We start from the raw sequence: 14,914 nt of genomic DNA, 5'->3' as shown, positions 1-14,914 counted from the left end.
ACCGTCCGCCGACTGGTCTACACCACCGTGGGGAAGGTCGCCAAACCGCGTCCCGGTGCAGCGGCCCGGAAAGGACGCGCATGAGCGCCGAGAACACGGTCAGCCCCGCCCGCGCGCGCTGGAACACCCTGTTCCAGGGCCTGCAGAAGATGGGCCGGAGCCTCCAGCTGCCCATCGCGGTGCTACCGGCGGCGGGCATCCTCAACCGGCTGGGCCAGCCCGACGTGTTCGGGGCCGACGGCCTGGGCTGGACCGACGTCTCGAAACTGATGAAGGGCGCGGGCGGCGCGCTGCTCGACGGCTCCCTCGGCCTGCCCCTGCTGTTCTGCGTAGGTGTCGCGATCGGCATGGCCCGCAAGTCGGACGGCTCGACCGCGCTCGCGGCGGTGGTCGGCTTCCTTGTCTACTGGAGCGTCCTGCACCAGTTCCCCGAGCGGTGCCCGGGCGGCTCGAAGGCGGTCCCGGACGTCGGTTGCCAGGTGAGCGTCGGGGCGGGCGTCGGCGCGGTGACCGCGTTCACGTTCCAGAACCCCGGGGTGTTCGGCGGCATCGTGATGGGACTGCTGGCCGCCTTCTTCTGGATCCGGTTCCACCGCACGAAACTGGTGGACTGGCTGGGCTTCTTCAACGGCCGCCGGCTCGTGCCGATCATCATGGCGTTCGTCGCCATCGTCTTCGCGGCCCTGTGCCTGTGGGTCTGGCCGCCCATCGGTGACGCCCTGGAGAGCTTCGGCCGCTGGCTGCGGGACGCGGGCGCCTGGGGAGCGGGCGTCTTCGGCATCGCCAACCGGGCGCTGCTCGTCATCGGCCTGCACCAGTTCCTGAACGTGCCCATCTGGTTCCAGTTCGGCACCTATACCCCGCCGGGCGGCAAGCCCGTCCACGGCGACATCAACATGTTCCTCGCGGGCGACCCGAACGCGGGCCAGTTCACCTCGGGCTTCTTCCCGATCATGATGTTCGCGCTGCCGGCCGCCGCCCTGGCCATCACGCACTGCGCCCGGCCGGAGCGCCGCAAGGAGATCGGCGGCCTGATGCTGTCGGTCGCGCTGACCTCGTTCGTGACCGGCATCACCGAGCCGATCGAGTACTCGTTCCTGTTCATCGCGCCCGCCCTGTACGCCGTGCACGCCGTGCTCACCGGTGTCTCGATGGCGGTGACGTGGGCGCTCGGGGTGCACGACGGCTTCAGCTTCTCCGCGGGCCTGATCGACTACGTCATCAACTGGCCCCTGGCCACGAGACCGTGGGCGATCATCCCCATCGGCCTGTGCTTCGCGACCGTGTACTACGTCGTCTTCCGCCTCGCGATCACGCGGTTCGACCTGAAGACGCCGGGGCGGGAGCCGGTGGACGAGGTCGAGGACGTCACCAAGGTCTGAGGGCGCACAGCGCGTAGCACCGCGGTAGCGGATTCGTGGGTTCCTTATGCCGCCTTCATCGTGCTAGAACAGGTCTACACCACAGGTGGTGTAGACCAGAGACGCTGCCGTCCCCTTCCATGGTTCCCGGGCGGCGCCCTGCCCTTCCCAGCCCCGGCTGGGCGGTACCCCCAGGAGGAACTTATGACCACGGCCACCGCCGCTCCCGCGGCCGAGAAGAAGAAGGGCGCCGGAGTGATGGCTGTGCTCCAGCGCATCGGCCGCAGCCTGATGCTGCCGGTGGCCGTCCTGCCGGCCGCCGCCCTCCTGGTGCGCCTCGGCAACACCGACATGCTGGGCCGCCCCTCCTTCCCGACCTTCCTGACGAAGATCGCGTCCTTCATGGCGGCCGGCGGCAACGCGATCCTCGACAACATGGCGCTGCTGTTCGCCGTGGGCATCGCGATCGGCTTCGCGAAGAAGTCGGACGGCTCGACGGCCCTCTCGGCGGTCGTCGGCTACCTGGTCTTCAAGAACGTCCTCGCCACGTTCACCGACAAGAACCTGCCGAAGGTGGCGACCGTCGTCGACGGCAAGATAGTCATGCAGAGCGCCCCGGTGGACGCCAAGGTCCTCGGCGGTGTGGTGATGGGCATCGTCGTGGCCCTGCTGTACCAGCGCTTCTACCGCACCAGGCTGCCCGACTGGGCGGGCTTCTTCGGCGGCCGCCGGCTCGTCCCGATCCTGTCGGCCTTCGCCGGCCTGGTCATCGGCATCGTCTTCGGTTACATCTGGCCGGTCCTCGGCACGGGCCTGCACAACTTCGGTGAGTGGCTGGTCAAGTCGGGCGCGATCGGCGCGGGCATCTTCGGTGTCGCCAACCGTGCGCTGATCCCGATCGGCATGCACCACCTGCTCAACTCGTTCCCGTGGTTGCAGGCGGGCGAGTACCACGGCAAGAGCGGTGACATCGCGCGCTTCCTGGCCGGCGACCCGCACGCGGGCCAGTTCATGACCGGCTTCTTCCCGATCATGATGTTCGCCCTGCCGGCCGCCTGCCTCGCCATCGTCCACTGCGCCCGGCCCGAACGCCGCAAGGTCGTCGGCGGCATGATGTTCTCGCTGGCCCTGACGTCCTTCGTCACCGGCGTCACCGAGCCCATCGAGTTCACCTTCATGTTCATCGCGCCGGTCCTGTACGCGATCCACGCGGTCCTCACCGGTGTCTCGCTGGCGCTGACCTGGGCGCTCGGCATGAAGGACGGATTCGGCTTCTCGGCGGGCGCGGTCGACTTCGGCCTGAACCTGGGCATCGCGAGCAACCCCTGGGGCCTGGTCCTGGTGGGCCTGTGCTTCGCGGCCGTCTACTACGTGATCTTCCGGTTCGCGATCATCCGGTTCAACCTGCCGACGCCGGGCCGCGAGTCCGACGAGGAACTGGCCGAGCTTCAGAAGGCCGAGGCCAAGTAACCCGGAACAACCGCCGAAGGCCCCCGGAACCGAGAAGGTCCCGGGGGCCTTCGGCACTCCCGAGGGGTGCGGGGCCGCGTCTGATGTGCGATGCCGCCGGCTCGTCAGATCTCGTACGTGACCCGGGGCGCGGCCAGTTCCACCGGCCCGGCGAACACCTCGCGGGCGTCCCTCAGGTTGACCTCGGGGTCGGTCCACGGCGGGATGTGGGTGAGGACCAGGCGGCGCGCGCCCGCGCGGGCCGCCGACTCGCCCGCCTCGCGACCGTTGAGGTGCAGGTCGGGGATGCTCTCCTTGCCGTGCGTGAACGCCGCCTCGCACAGGAAGAGATCGGTGTCCCGGGCCAGCTCGTCCAGCACCTCGGTGACGCCCGTGTCGCCGGAGTACGTCAGCGACCGCCCCGCGTGCTCGACACGGATGGCGTACGCCTCCACGGGGTGCCGGACCCGCTCGGTGTGCACCGTGAACGGGCCGATCTCGAACGTGGACGGCTTGACCGTGTGGAAGTCGAAGACCTCGCTCATCGAGGAGGCCGAGGGGGTGTCCGCGTAGGCCGTGGTCAGGCGGTGTTCGGTGCCCTCGGGGCCGTAGACCGGGATGGGCGCGCAGCGGCCGCCCTCGTGGCGGTAGTAGCGCGCGACGAAGTACGCGAGCATGTCGATGCAGTGATCGGCGTGCAGATGACTCAGGAAGATCGCGTCGAGGTCGTAGAGACCGCAGTGGCGCTGCAACTCGCCGAGGGCGCCGTTGCCCATGTCGAGTAGCAGCCGGAAGCCGTCGGCCTCTACGAGGTAGCTCGAGCAGGCCGATTCCGCGGACGGGAACGACCCCGAGCAGCCGACGACGGTGAGCTTCATGAAGCAGAAACCTCCGTTGGCGGGAAACCGATGGGACGGGACGAAGGGCCACTCGGGTTGAGGGCTGACAGGGGTCGTGCGGTTCGTCGAGCGTAAGGCGCGAAAGCACGGGTCGCTCCTCCGCCAGGGGCCGTTGTGGGCGAACTCACCTGTGCTGTCACCGGTTCGGCTGGACGTGGGACGCACAAGGATGGGGAGAGGGCGCGCAATGTTCGACGAGCGCCGGTAACGTCGTCGTATGGACACGTCCTGGTGGCTGGCGCTCGCTGCGGTGGTGCTGCTCGCACTGGTCGCCACGCTCGTCGACGGCTGGGGCCGCGGCGGCCGCCGGCCGGGCGGGCGGCGGCTCAGGCCGCCGGGCCGGGCGGGCACCCGCGTGCCGCACGCGATGCGCCCGACGCCCGGCGACATCTGGTGGGCCGATGTCCCGTACGAGGACCGGACCGGGGTCAAGGACCGGCCCTGTCTGGTGCTGGCCGTACGCGGCAACCGGGCCACGGTCGCGAAGATCACCAGCAAGTACCACGACGAACGCAGCGGGGTGATCCCGCTGCCCCCCGGCGCGGTCGGCGACGCCCAGGGCCGGCCCAGCTTCCTGGAGACCGACGAGCTGCGCGAGGTGCCGGTGGACGGCTTCCGGCGCCGGGTCGGCGTGGTCGACCCGGTCCTGTGGGACCAGGTACGGCACCTCGCCCGCTAGGGACACACCGCGCCCGCAGGCCGGCCCCCGATCAGCCCGCTGTCACCGACGTCGTGGCCGAGTACACCTAGCTGACCCGGACGGTGACCGTCCAGTCCTCGATGCCCTTGCAGGAGACCTGGCCCGGGGCGGTGGGCTCGGCGCACAGCGGCCGGGAGGAGGTGAGCTTCACCGTCCCGGCGGCCACCGCCCGGTACGCGGCCGTGGCGTCACCCGGCTGGAGTACGAAGCCCGCGTTGATGGCCTCGAGTCCCGAGCCGCTCGCGGTGACCGGCTTCCAGGAGCGGGCCTTGGTGCCGTCCAGGGTGAGCCGGACCTCGCCGCCCTTGCTCACGCAGACCGTACGGCCGTGGTCGTCGGCCGTCAGCTCCGCACGGGAGGCACAGCCGCCGGCGGACCGGGACGGGGACGGCGGCGCGGACTCCTTGCCGCTGCTCCCGGCGTCCTGCTGGGAGCCGCAGCCCGCGAGGAGCAGCGCTGCCGCCGCGAGGGCGAAGGGCGTGGTACGGCGCATGGGGAGGTCCGCCTTTCTGCGTCCGCTGCCGGGCCGGGCGGTCCGGCAGCCTGGTGCAGATGTGACGTACCACCGGAACGAACGGATCCACCGCCGGGTCCGCCGACCGGCCCGCCGCCGGACCCGTCGCCAGGCCTGTGGTCGAACTCCCGCCCGCCCCGCCCTTCGGGGACGACGGGAGTTCGGCGACAGGACCTAGGCCCAGAGCTGGCCCTGGACCGTCTCGATGGCCTCCTCGGTGGTGGCCGCGGTGTAGACGCCGGTGGACAGGTACTTCCAGCCGCCGTCGGCCACGATGAACACGATGTCGGCGCTCCGGCCCGCCGAGACCGCCTTCCTGCCGACGCCGATCGCCGCGTGCAGGGCGGCGCCGGTGGAGACGCCCGCGAAGATGCCCTCCTGCTGGAGGAGCTCACGGGTGCGGGTGACCGCGTCGGCCGAGCCGACCGAGAAGCGGGTGGTGAGGACCGAGGCGTCGTACAGCTCCGGGACGAAGCCCTCGTCGAGGTTCCTGAGCCCGTACACCAGGTCGTCGTAGCGCGGTTCGGCGGCGACGATCTGGATGTCCGGCTTGTGCTCGCGCAGGTAGCGGCCGACGCCCATCAGGGTGCCCGTGGTGCCGAGGCCCGCCACGAAGTGCGTGATCGAGGGCAGGTCGGCGAGGATCTCCGGGCCGGTGGTGGCGTAGTGGGCGCCCGCGTTGTCCGGGTTGCCGTACTGGTAGAGCATCACCCAGTCGGGGTGTTCGGCGGCCAGCTCCTTGGCCACGCGCACGGCGGTGTTGGAGCCGCCGGCGGCCGGCGAGGAGACGATCTCGGCGCCCCACATGCCGAGCAGGTCCCGGCGCTCCTGCGAGGTGTTCTCCGGCATCACGCACACCATCCGGTAGCCCTTGAGCTTGGCCGCCATGGCGAGGGAGATGCCGGTGTTGCCGGAGGTGGGTTCGAGGATCGTGCAGCCCGGGGTCAGCCGGCCGTCCTTCTCCGCCTGCTCGATCATGTGCAGCGCGGGACGGTCCTTGACCGAACCGGTCGGATTGCGGTCCTCCAGCTTCGCCCAGATACGGACGTCCGGGGACGGCGACAGCCGCGGCAGGCGCACCAGAGGGGTGTTGCCCACCGCGGCCAGCGGAGAGTCGTAGCGCATCGCTGCTCAGCGACCGATCAGCGCATGCCGCCGGCCACGGCCGGCAGGATCGTCACGTTGTCGCCGTCGGACAGCTTGGTGTTGATGCCCTCCAGGAAGCGGACATCCTCGTCGTTCAGGTAGACGTTGACGAAGCGGCGCAGCTGGTCGCCGTCCACGATGCGGGCCTGGATGCCCGCATGCCGGGTCTCGAGGTCGGCGAAGAGCTCGGCGAGGGTGCTCCCGCTGCCCTCCACCGCCTTCTGACCGTCGGTGTACTGGCGGAGGATGGTGGGGATGCGGACCTCGATGGCCATGGCTCAGGGCTCCTGTCGGAAGGTGTCTGGTCGGTGGGCGCGCGGCGGCGCGGAACGCACGGGCGACGTACGCGGGTCTGGGCGCCGCGGCTCACGGCCGTACGGCGGCAGGGCCGGCGTCAACAGATGGCGCTGGCGAGCCTGCACAAATCGACGTGCAGCCGCGCCACGAGCAGCGTGCCCGGCGTCTTCTCGCTCACGTCGTCGAAAACCATGGGCTCATCGTATCGATTCCCGCTTCGTTTCCCGGAGTGTGATCCCACATCCCGGACGCAATCGGTCCGAGCAGCGAGACGCACACCTATCCGGAAGGGTTCGGAGCCGGCGGATCAGTAGGCGTCCACGATCTTCACGTCCTCCTCGGTGACCACGCCGTCGACGATCCGGAACGAGCGGAACTGGAACTCGCCCAGGCCGTCCGTGTCGGCGGTGGAGACGAGGACGTAGTGGGCGCCGGGCTCGTTGGCGTAGGAGATGTCCGTACGGGACGGGTAGGCCTCGGTCGCCGTGTGGGAGTGGTAGATGACCACCGGCTCCTCGTCGCGGTCGTCCATCTCGCGGTAGAGCTTGAGCAGGTCGCCCGAGTCGAACTCGTAGAACGTGGGCGACATGGCCGCGTTCAGCATCGGGATGAAGCGCTCGGGGCGGTCCGAGCCGGCCGGGCCCGCGACGACGCCGCACGCCTCGTCCGGGTGGTCCTTCCGCGCGTGCGCGACGATCTGGTCGACCAGTGCCTGGGTGATGGTCAGCATGTCCGTCAGGATAAGCAGAGGGGCCGTCCCGTACCGAGGTGCGGTACGGGACGGCCCACATTGCGGACGTCCTGAGCGGCGGCCGCCGGGAGAACCACGAGTGCTCCCGGCGGCCGGACGTCCTTTTCCGGGGGTCAGCGCTTGCGGAAGGCCGCGGCCTCCGGGTTGCGGCGCTTGAGCACCAGGTAGGCGACGCCGAGGATCAGAGCCCACAGCGGTGCACAGTACAGCGAGACCCGGGCGTCCTTGTCGATGCCCATCATCACGATCACCATGCCGATGAAGGCGAGCGCGAACCAGCTGGTGAACGGGGCACCCGGCGTGCGGAACTCCGAGCGGGGCAGTTCACCGCGGTCGGCCTTGGCGCGGTAGCGGATCTGGCAGAGCAGGATGACGATCCACGCCCACATGCCGGAGATGGTCGCGAAGGAGACGACGTAGTCGAACGCCTTGCCCGGCCACTGGTAGTTGATCCAGACGCCGACCAGCATCAGCGCGGCGGAGACCGACGTGCCGACGAGCGGAGTGCCGCTGGACGTCAGCTTGGTGAAGAGCTTCGGGCCCTGGTTGTTCAGGGCGAGGTCGCGCAGCATGCGGCCGGTGGAGTACATGCCGGAGTTGCAGGACGACAGGGCGGCCGTGAGGACGACGAAGTTGACGATGCCCGCGCCGGCGGCCAGGCCCATCTTCTCGAAGGCGGCCACGAACGGGCTCACGCCCGGCTGGAAGTGCGTCCACGGCACGACCGACAGGATCATGATCAGCGCGCCGACGTAGAAGACGGCGATGCGCCACGGCACGGTGTTGATCGCCTTGGGCAGCACGGTCTTGGGGTCCTTGGACTCGCCCGCGGTCACACCGACCAGCTCGACGGCGAGGAAGGCGAACATGACCATCTGCAGGGTCATCAGCGTGTTGCCGACGCCGTGCGGGAAGAAGCCGCCGTCGCTCCACAGGTGGCTGACGGAGGCGGTGTCACCGGCGTCGGAGAAGCCGATCGTGAGGATGCCGGCGCAGATCAGGATCATGCCGATGATGGCGGTGACCTTGACCATGGAGAACCAGAACTCCAGCTCACCGAAGAGCTTCACGGAGATCAGGTTGGCGCCGTACAGGATGATCGTGAAGATGAGCGCCGAGACCCACTGCGGGATGTTCCACCAGTACGTCATGTAGGCGGCCGCGGCGGTGACCTCGGTGATGCCCGTGACCACCCAGAACAGCCAGTACGTCCAGCCGGTGACGAAACCGGCGAACGGGCCGATGAACTCGCGCGCGTACTCGGAGAACGAACCCGACACCGGGCGGTACATCAGCAGCTCGCCGAGCGCCCGCATGATGAAGAAGATGACGAGGCCCGCGATGGCGTACGCCAGGATCAGGCTGGGGCCGGCCTTGGAAATGCCCTTGCCCGCACCGAGGAACAGACCGGTGCCGATGGCACCGCCGATGGCGATCATCTGGATCTGCCGGGCACCGAGCCCGCGCTGATACCCCTCGCCGCCCTCGCTGTCCTCGGCCCGCACGGCCTCATTGCCGTCGCGATGCTGGTCGACCTGCGCTGAGGTCATGTGTGGTGCGCCTTTCTCCATGCCGACCCGGGCCTTTCGTCGGCCTCGGATCGGGTTTCGATCCCCCCGGATTGCTGGAGCTGTTGCCTGGCCGACGGTCGTCGGCTCGGTGGCGCACCCGGCCGAACATGGGTGGTGTTGGCCGGGCGGTCGTGAAGATTTATCACGGCCGCAATACTGATCACAGGGACGCGTTGTGGCGCACCGCACAGGTAAAAGCGGACAAAGACCGCCCGAATGCGGCAAACCAGGCCGCAACGGTGACGGGATCGTTATCCGGATTTGAGCGTCCTCTGAGCGAACACTCCAGGCGGGACAAAGCCGCCCGGATCACGGCATAAAGGTCGTCACCAGCGTCTCCTGGAGCCCGCCCAGCCACAGGTAGGCCAGCACCATCGGCTTGCGCGGGTCCTCCTCGGGGAGCCGGTAGAGCAGATCGGTGTCGTCCTCGTCGGTGATCTCCAGCCGGGCACCGATCGCCAGCCGCAGGTCGTTGAGGGCGCCGAGCCACCGCCGGGACTCCTCCGGGGACAGCTTGAGCACCGCCCCGCCCTCGTCCACCGGGGCGAGCGCGTCCAGGGTGCGGATCACCGCGAGCGCGTTCTCCCGCTTGCCGGCGCGCAGGTCGTTCTCGGTGTAGCGGCGGAACTCGGCGGAGTGCGCCCGCCGCTCCTCGGCCTCGGCGGGCGAGCCGGGCGCCTGCTCGGGGTCGCTGTAAGCGTCCGGGAAGAGCCTGCGCAGCACGGGGTCGGCCGGCGGCTCGCTCGGGCCCTCGGCGAACAGCTCGGCGAGCGGGTCGTCCGGGGCGTCGGCGCCGGGGCCGGGGCCGATCAGCTCCAGGAGCTGGACGGCCAGCGACCGGATGATGGAGATCTCGACGTCGTCGAGTGCGACGGCCGCGCCGCCGCCGGGGAGCGGTTCGAAGTGTCCGGGCATGTAAGTCGGTCGCTACTTCCGGTCCTGCTGGAGGGTGGCCCACAGACCGTAGCCGTGCATCGCCTGCACGTCGCGTTCCATCTCCTCGCGGCTCCCGCTGGAGACGACCGCCCGGCCCTTGTGGTGGACGTCGAGCATGAGCTTGGTGGCCTTGTCCTTGGAGTAGCCGAAGTACGTCTGAAAGACGTACGTCACATAGCTCATGAGGTTGACCGGGTCGTTGTGGACGATCGTGACCCAGGGGACGTCGGGCTCGGGTACGGCGAAGACCTCCTCCGCCGACTCGGTGCGTTCGATCTCTACGGGCGCGGGTGACGTCACACAGCCATGCTGCCACGACCCCCATAAATCGTCACACCGACGAAAAGGGAGTACGATCCATGGTCATGAACACAGCGGACCTTGGGCTGCCGGTGGACGTTCCCTCGACGGCGCTCTTCACGGACCAGTACGAGCTGACCATGCTTCAGGCCGCCCTGAAGGCCGGTACGGCCGAACGGCGCAGCGTGTTCGAGGTCTTCACCCGGCGGCTGCCGAACGGGCGCCGCTACGGCGTGGTGGCGGGCACCGGACGCGTCCTGGACGCGGTGGAGAACTTCCGCTTCGACCCGGCCGTCCTCGGCTTCCTGCGCGAACGGAAGATCGTCGACGAGGAGACCCTGAAGTGGCTCGCCGACTACCGCTTCAGCGGGGACGTCTGGGGCTACCCCGAGGGCGAGGTCTACTTCCCCGGCTCGCCGATCATGCGGGTCGAGGGCACGTTCGCCGAGTGCGTGCTGCTGGAGACCGTGATCCTCTCCATCCTCAACCACGACTCCGCGATCGCGGCCGCCGCCTCCCGCATGGCCTCCGCAGCCGGAGACCGCCCGCTGATCGAGATGGGCGCCCGGCGCACCCACGAGCTGGCGGCGGTGGCCGCCTCCCGCGCCGCCTACGTCGGCGGCTTCGCGACCACCTCCGACCTGGCCGCCGGATTCCGCTACGGCATTCCGACCGTGGGCACCTCGGCCCACGCCTTCACCCTGCTGCACGACCGCGAGCGGGACGCCTTCCAGGCCCAGGTGAACACCCTCGGCCGGGGCACGACCCTGCTCGTGGACACCTACGACGTCACCGAGGCGGTCCGTACGGCGGTGGAGGTGGCCGGCCCCGAGCTGGGCGCGGTCCGCATCGACTCCGGTGACCTGCTGCTGGTGGCCCACCGGGTGCGGCAGCAGCTGGACGAGCTGGGCGCGACGAACACGAAGATCATCGTGACCTCCGACCTGGACGAGTACGCCATCGCCTCGCTGGCCGCGGCCCCGGTGGACGCGTACGGCGTCGGCACCCAGCTGGTGACCGGCTCCGGGCACCCGACCTCCTCGATGGTCTACAAGCTGGTCGCCCGGGCCGACTCCGCCGACCCCAAGACACCGCTGCTGCCGGTCGCGAAGAAGTCCAGCGGCGGCAAGACCTCCATCGGCGGGCGCAAGTGGGCCGCGCGCCGGCTGGACGCAGAGGGGGTCGCGGAGGCCGAGGTCGTGGGCACAGGACCGGTCCCGGCCGAGCTGGCCGACCGGCAGCTGCTGGTGCAGCTGATCAAGGGTGGCGACGTGATCGCCCGGGAGCCGCTGGACGTGCCCCGGGACCGCCATATCGCGGCCCGCGCGAACCTGCCTCTCTCCGCTACCCAGCTGTCCCGGGGGGAACCCGTCATTCCGACGGAGTATGTCCAGGGGCGCTCGGGTAGCTAGAGCGGGACCGACGTCCGCCCTCGAACGCCCTCTCCCGTCCGGGCCCGGAAGTCTCTAGGCTCAGTTACTTAACTCTCAGTCGAAGGACACCCACCATGCGCCGCGCCTTGATCGTCGTAGACGTGCAGAACGACTTCTGCGAAGGGGGCAGCCTCGCGGTCGCCGGCGGTGCGGACGTGGCCGCCGCCATCACCGAGCTGATCGGCCAGGCGGGGGGCACCGGGTACCGGCATGTGGTGGCCACCCGCGACCACCACATAGCGCCCGGCGGTCACTTCGCGGACAACCCCGACTACGTCCGCTCCTGGCCCGCGCACTGTGTCGCGGGCACCGAGGGCGTCGGCTTCCACCCGAACTTCGCCCCGGCCGTCGCCTCCGGCGCGGTCGACGCGGTGTTCGACAAGGGGGCGTACTCGGCGGCCTACAGCGGTTTCGAGGGCACCGACGAGAACGGCGTCCTGCTGGCCGACTGGCTCCGGGCCCGGGAGATCACCGAGGTGGACGTGGTGGGCATCGCCACGGACCACTGCGTGCGGGCCACCGCCCTGGACGCCGCGGAAGCGGGTTTCCGGACCCAGGTGCTGCTGGACCTGACGGCCGGGGTGGCGGGAGAGACCACCGAGCGGGCCCTGGAAGAGCTGCGCGAAGCGGGCGTGGAACTGACGGGCAAGCCCGTGGTGAGCGGCTAGGGGACGTCGGGCGGGGGCCTGGGCCGGTTCGGCCCCCGCAGCGGCGTCACCCCTGCTGCACCACCGCTGACGTGCGCAGCAGGGCTCGGATCGGATGCCACAGCTCGTTCACGATGACACCGTTGTCGGCAGGGGCCGTGCGCCATATAAGGCCGTCGGGATGGTGCAGGACCGCCGTGATCTCGTCCGGCGTCGGAGGCGCGGCGTTGCCCCGCAGGTATATCGCCCGCAGCCCCAGGTTGCGGAGCCTGGTCAGGGCCCGGGCCCGGTTCTGGGCGTGCACCAGCACCCGCACCGCGGCGGAGCCGTAGGGCAGATTCAGCGCCACCACCACGGTGCCGTTCGGTAGCTTGCAGAAGCCTCCAGCGGCCATGCGGTCACATCCCCGTTTCGGTCGGTGTCAATAAGCGGTCCACAGGACGCACCTAAACACGACCGGCGGCAACCCGCCAAGGGGTTGCCGCCGATACGCGCCTGACCTGCGGTTTTGTGGACTACTTCACCGCGGGACCGACCTTGAGCTGGATCGTGGAGCCGTCCTTGGCCTCCTTGACGATCGTGATCTTGGTGTTGGTGTCAGTGACCTTGACGCCCCCGGTGGGGTTCTTCGGGTCCCAGTAGGTGCTCGTGTGGTCGTTGAAGACCGAGACACCCTTCGACGCCTTGATCTTCAGGGCGACGTCGGCCTTGTGCAGGGTGATGCCGTCCGTGCCGTAGAGGCTGAACGGGGAGTCGTACGCCTGGACGCGGTTGCGCAGCAGCGTGCCGTCGGCCCACTTCAGCGCCTTCCAGTGCGAGTCGACCGGCAGGATGAGACCGGTGCCCGGGTGGCCGTTGGTCTCGTTCGTGTTGTCGTCCGCCTGGGAGGTGTCCCACTTCCAGATCAGCAGGCCGTTCTGGTACGGGTAGTGCTCCACCCAGTCCGGGCGCGACGCGAAGCCGAAGTTGTACGGGCCGGTCTTCAGCGTCTTGTCGTACGACACGTACTGCCGGTTCTCGGCGATGTAGTACTGCTTGTAGTCCTTGGTGAAGGACGCGCCGATGCGGGAGAAGCCGGCCGCGGTCCAACCGGCGTCCGCGGTCTCGGCGTTGTCCGAGAACAGCGGGGTGCCGTCGGCGGTCACGGTGATCTCGTCGGCCGTGAAGCCGTTCTCCGCGACACCGCCGTCGGTGGCGTAGCGGAAGCGCACGTCGATCTTCTTGCCCGCGTAGGCGTCGAGCGGGAACGACAGCTTCTTGTGCGTCTGCGAGAAGCCGCTCAGCGCCGGCTTGCCACTGGCGTCACGCGGGAGGGCCTGGCCGTCCGCCGTGCCGTCCAGGGCGGTGAAGTTGGCGCCACCGTCGGTCGACACCTCGGTGTAGACGTAGTCGTAGCCCTCCTCGGTGGCCCACCAGCCGTCCAGGGTGAGGCTCGCCGAGGACTTGCCCGTCAGGTCCACGGAGCGGGTCAGCGTGTTCTTCAGGTCGTTGCCGCTGCCGCTCCACCACTGGGTCGAGCCCTGCGCCGGCTCGGTGATGGTGGTGGTGACCGCCTTGTCCGGCAGGGTCACCAGCAGGGCCTGCTTGTCCCAGGTGTTGTACTCGGCGACGCCCAGCTTGTGCGTGGACTGCTTGCCGGCCTTGGCGGTGTCGTAGTTCAGCCAGCCCAGCTGGAGCTTGTCCCAGGCGTTCATGTCGCCGGGCAGGTTGCCGATGGACTCCTTGCCCGTGCCGAGCCAGGAGCCGGAGGACATCAGGGTCCAGAAACCGGTGGAGTTGTCGCCGCCGGCGGTGTCGTACTCGTCCGGCAGGCCGAGGTCGTGGCCGTACTCGTGGGCGAAGACGCCGAGGCCGCCGTTCTCCGGCTGGATGGTGTAGTCGCCGACCCAGATGCCGGTGGCGCCGACCTGCGTGCCGCCGAGCTTGTTGCTCTCGGGGCCGGTGGCGCCGGCGTCGGTGCCGAAGGCGTACCAGCGGTGGGCCCAGATCGCGTCCTTGCCCTGGGCGCCGCCGCCCGCGGACTCGTCCTCACCGGCGTGCACGATCTGGAAGTGGTCGACGTAGCCGTCCGGCTCGTTGAAGTTGCCGTCGCCGTCGAAGTCGTACCGGTCCCACTGGTCGTACTTGGCGATGGCCTTCTTGATGTCGGCGTCGGTGCGGCCGGCCTTCTTCTGCTGGGCGACCCAGGCGTTCAGGCCGTCGCTGACGACGTTCCACACGCTCGGGCAGTTGGTCTGGCCGCAGGCGTTGTTGCCGTAACGGGCCTCGTTGTAGGGGACCTTGACCCAGTCGGTGACCTCACCGGCGACCGAGTAGCGGCCCGAGGACTGCTTCTCGTAGTACTTCTTCAGCGACTCGGTCTTCTTGCCGGTGCCGAAGTAGAGGTCCTGGTAGTGCTTCTTGCTGTAGTCCTTCTGCCAGGCCGTCGAGTTGTCCTTCGTACGGTCCGGCGCGGCGATCTTGTTGTGCAGCGGTCCCGCGGTACCGCCGTACTTGGGGTCGGTCTGGTCCCCGAACTCCACCAGGATGGTGAAGATCTTGTCGGTCTTCTCGCGGCCCAGCTCGACGTACTTGCTCTGGCCCTTGCGGCTCTTGAGCTTGACGACCTTGGAGCCGTTGCGCTCCTCGGCCTTCGCCTTGCCCGATATGAGCTGCTTCAGGGCCTCCTGGCGCTGCGCCTCCTGAGTCTTGCTCAGCGGGCCGTCCAGGTCGTGCTTCTGCTGGTTCACCGGGGCCGGGTCGTGCCGGTTGGCGGCCGCGGACCGGGCCGGGGTGCTCGCCTCGGCGACGGCATACGTCGCGAACGTGGCGGAGGCCGCGGCGAGCGTCACGCCGATGGCGGCCGCTCTGAACGTCCAGGATCTGCTGGTCACTTGAGTTCCTCCCCCGCGCCGCGCACACGGACAGGGG

General features: G+C 69.4%; 16 protein-coding genes. 5 read left to right on the top strand and 11 right to left on the bottom strand.

Going from position 1 to position 14,914, the window contains the following annotated elements; translation table 11 throughout:
- The first annotated feature begins 80 nt into the window (after positions 1-80).
- Positions 81-1,382: a PTS transporter subunit EIIC gene (locus ACZ7DL_RS17460; RefSeq protein ID WP_470775034.1), complete on the top strand. Its 1,302-nt coding sequence runs from the start codon at positions 81-83 to the stop codon at positions 1,380-1,382.
- A gap of 183 nt (positions 1,383-1,565) precedes the next feature.
- On the top strand, positions 1,566-2,831 hold the full coding sequence (locus ACZ7DL_RS17455; RefSeq protein WP_470775033.1) for a PTS transporter subunit EIIC: 1,266 nt from the start codon (positions 1,566-1,568) through the stop codon (positions 2,829-2,831).
- A gap of 104 nt (positions 2,832-2,935) precedes the next feature.
- Here the strand turns inward: ACZ7DL_RS17455 and ACZ7DL_RS17450 are convergent, their stop codons facing one another.
- Positions 2,936-3,688: an MBL fold metallo-hydrolase gene (locus ACZ7DL_RS17450; protein WP_470775032.1), complete on the bottom strand. Its 753-nt coding sequence runs from the start codon at positions 3,686-3,688 to the stop codon at positions 2,936-2,938.
- Between the two features lie 238 nt (positions 3,689-3,926).
- On the opposite strand from ACZ7DL_RS17450, the gene ACZ7DL_RS17445 reads away from it, so the two are divergent.
- Positions 3,927-4,388 (top strand): type II toxin-antitoxin system PemK/MazF family toxin, encoded by a 462-nt coding sequence (locus ACZ7DL_RS17445; RefSeq protein WP_470775031.1) that lies wholly within the window; start codon positions 3,927-3,929, stop codon positions 4,386-4,388.
- Between the two features lie 67 nt (positions 4,389-4,455).
- Here ACZ7DL_RS17445 and ACZ7DL_RS17440 read toward each other — a convergent pair whose 3' ends face one another.
- From ACZ7DL_RS17440 to clpS, 8 genes are all read right to left on the bottom strand, one after another.
- On the bottom strand, positions 4,456-4,902 hold the full coding sequence (locus tag ACZ7DL_RS17440) for a hypothetical protein (RefSeq protein WP_470775030.1): 447 nt from the start codon (positions 4,900-4,902) through the stop codon (positions 4,456-4,458).
- Between the two features lie 195 nt (positions 4,903-5,097).
- Complete coding sequence (locus ACZ7DL_RS17435) at positions 5,098-6,048, bottom strand: PLP-dependent cysteine synthase family protein (protein WP_470775029.1); 951 nt, start codon at positions 6,046-6,048, stop codon at positions 5,098-5,100.
- A 17-nt stretch (positions 6,049-6,065) separates the two neighbouring features.
- Positions 6,066-6,344 (bottom strand): MoaD/ThiS family protein, encoded by a 279-nt coding sequence (locus tag ACZ7DL_RS17430; protein WP_470775028.1) that lies wholly within the window; start codon positions 6,342-6,344, stop codon positions 6,066-6,068.
- Between the two features lie 119 nt (positions 6,345-6,463).
- Entirely contained in the window at positions 6,464-6,559 is a 96-nt protein-coding gene (locus tag ACZ7DL_RS17425) for a putative leader peptide (RefSeq protein WP_360740339.1), read from the bottom strand.
- Between the two features lie 114 nt (positions 6,560-6,673).
- Positions 6,674-7,096 (bottom strand): M67 family metallopeptidase, encoded by a 423-nt coding sequence (locus tag ACZ7DL_RS17420; protein WP_470775027.1) that lies wholly within the window; start codon positions 7,094-7,096, stop codon positions 6,674-6,676.
- A gap of 134 nt (positions 7,097-7,230) precedes the next feature.
- On the bottom strand, positions 7,231-8,667 hold the full coding sequence (locus tag ACZ7DL_RS17415) for an amino acid permease (RefSeq protein ID WP_470775026.1): 1,437 nt from the start codon (positions 8,665-8,667) through the stop codon (positions 7,231-7,233).
- A gap of 330 nt (positions 8,668-8,997) precedes the next feature.
- The gene (locus tag ACZ7DL_RS17410) at positions 8,998-9,603 is read right to left on the bottom strand and encodes a DUF2017 domain-containing protein (RefSeq protein WP_470775025.1); all 606 of its coding nucleotides are present in this window, start codon (positions 9,601-9,603) and stop codon (positions 8,998-9,000) included.
- Positions 9,604-9,615: 12 nt separating this feature from the next.
- Positions 9,616-9,924: an ATP-dependent Clp protease adapter ClpS gene (gene clpS, locus ACZ7DL_RS17405; protein WP_189294522.1), complete on the bottom strand. Its 309-nt coding sequence runs from the start codon at positions 9,922-9,924 to the stop codon at positions 9,616-9,618.
- A gap of 65 nt (positions 9,925-9,989) precedes the next feature.
- Here clpS and ACZ7DL_RS17400 point away from each other — a divergent pair, with 65 nt between their 5' ends.
- Positions 9,990-11,336, top strand: a complete 1,347-nt coding sequence (locus ACZ7DL_RS17400; protein WP_470775024.1) for a nicotinate phosphoribosyltransferase — start codon at positions 9,990-9,992, stop codon at positions 11,334-11,336.
- Between the two features lie 95 nt (positions 11,337-11,431).
- The gene (locus tag ACZ7DL_RS17395) at positions 11,432-12,025 is read left to right on the top strand and encodes an isochorismatase family protein (RefSeq protein ID WP_470775023.1); all 594 of its coding nucleotides are present in this window, start codon (positions 11,432-11,434) and stop codon (positions 12,023-12,025) included.
- 46 nt (positions 12,026-12,071) lie between these two features.
- On the opposite strand, the gene ACZ7DL_RS17390 is transcribed toward ACZ7DL_RS17395, so the two are convergent.
- Positions 12,072-12,398 carry a hypothetical protein gene (locus ACZ7DL_RS17390; RefSeq protein WP_470775022.1) on the bottom strand — a complete coding sequence of 109 codons (327 nt, stop codon included), beginning with the start codon at positions 12,396-12,398 and terminating at the stop codon, positions 12,072-12,074.
- 121 nt (positions 12,399-12,519) lie between these two features.
- The gene (locus tag ACZ7DL_RS17385; RefSeq protein ID WP_470775021.1) at positions 12,520-14,877 is read right to left on the bottom strand and encodes an immune inhibitor A domain-containing protein; all 2,358 of its coding nucleotides are present in this window, start codon (positions 14,875-14,877) and stop codon (positions 12,520-12,522) included.
- Between the last annotated feature and the right edge of the window lie 37 nt (positions 14,878-14,914).

Source organism: Streptomyces sp. NPDC036984, assembly GCF_055607665.1.
This window is presented reverse-complemented; position numbering and strand designations above follow the sequence as displayed.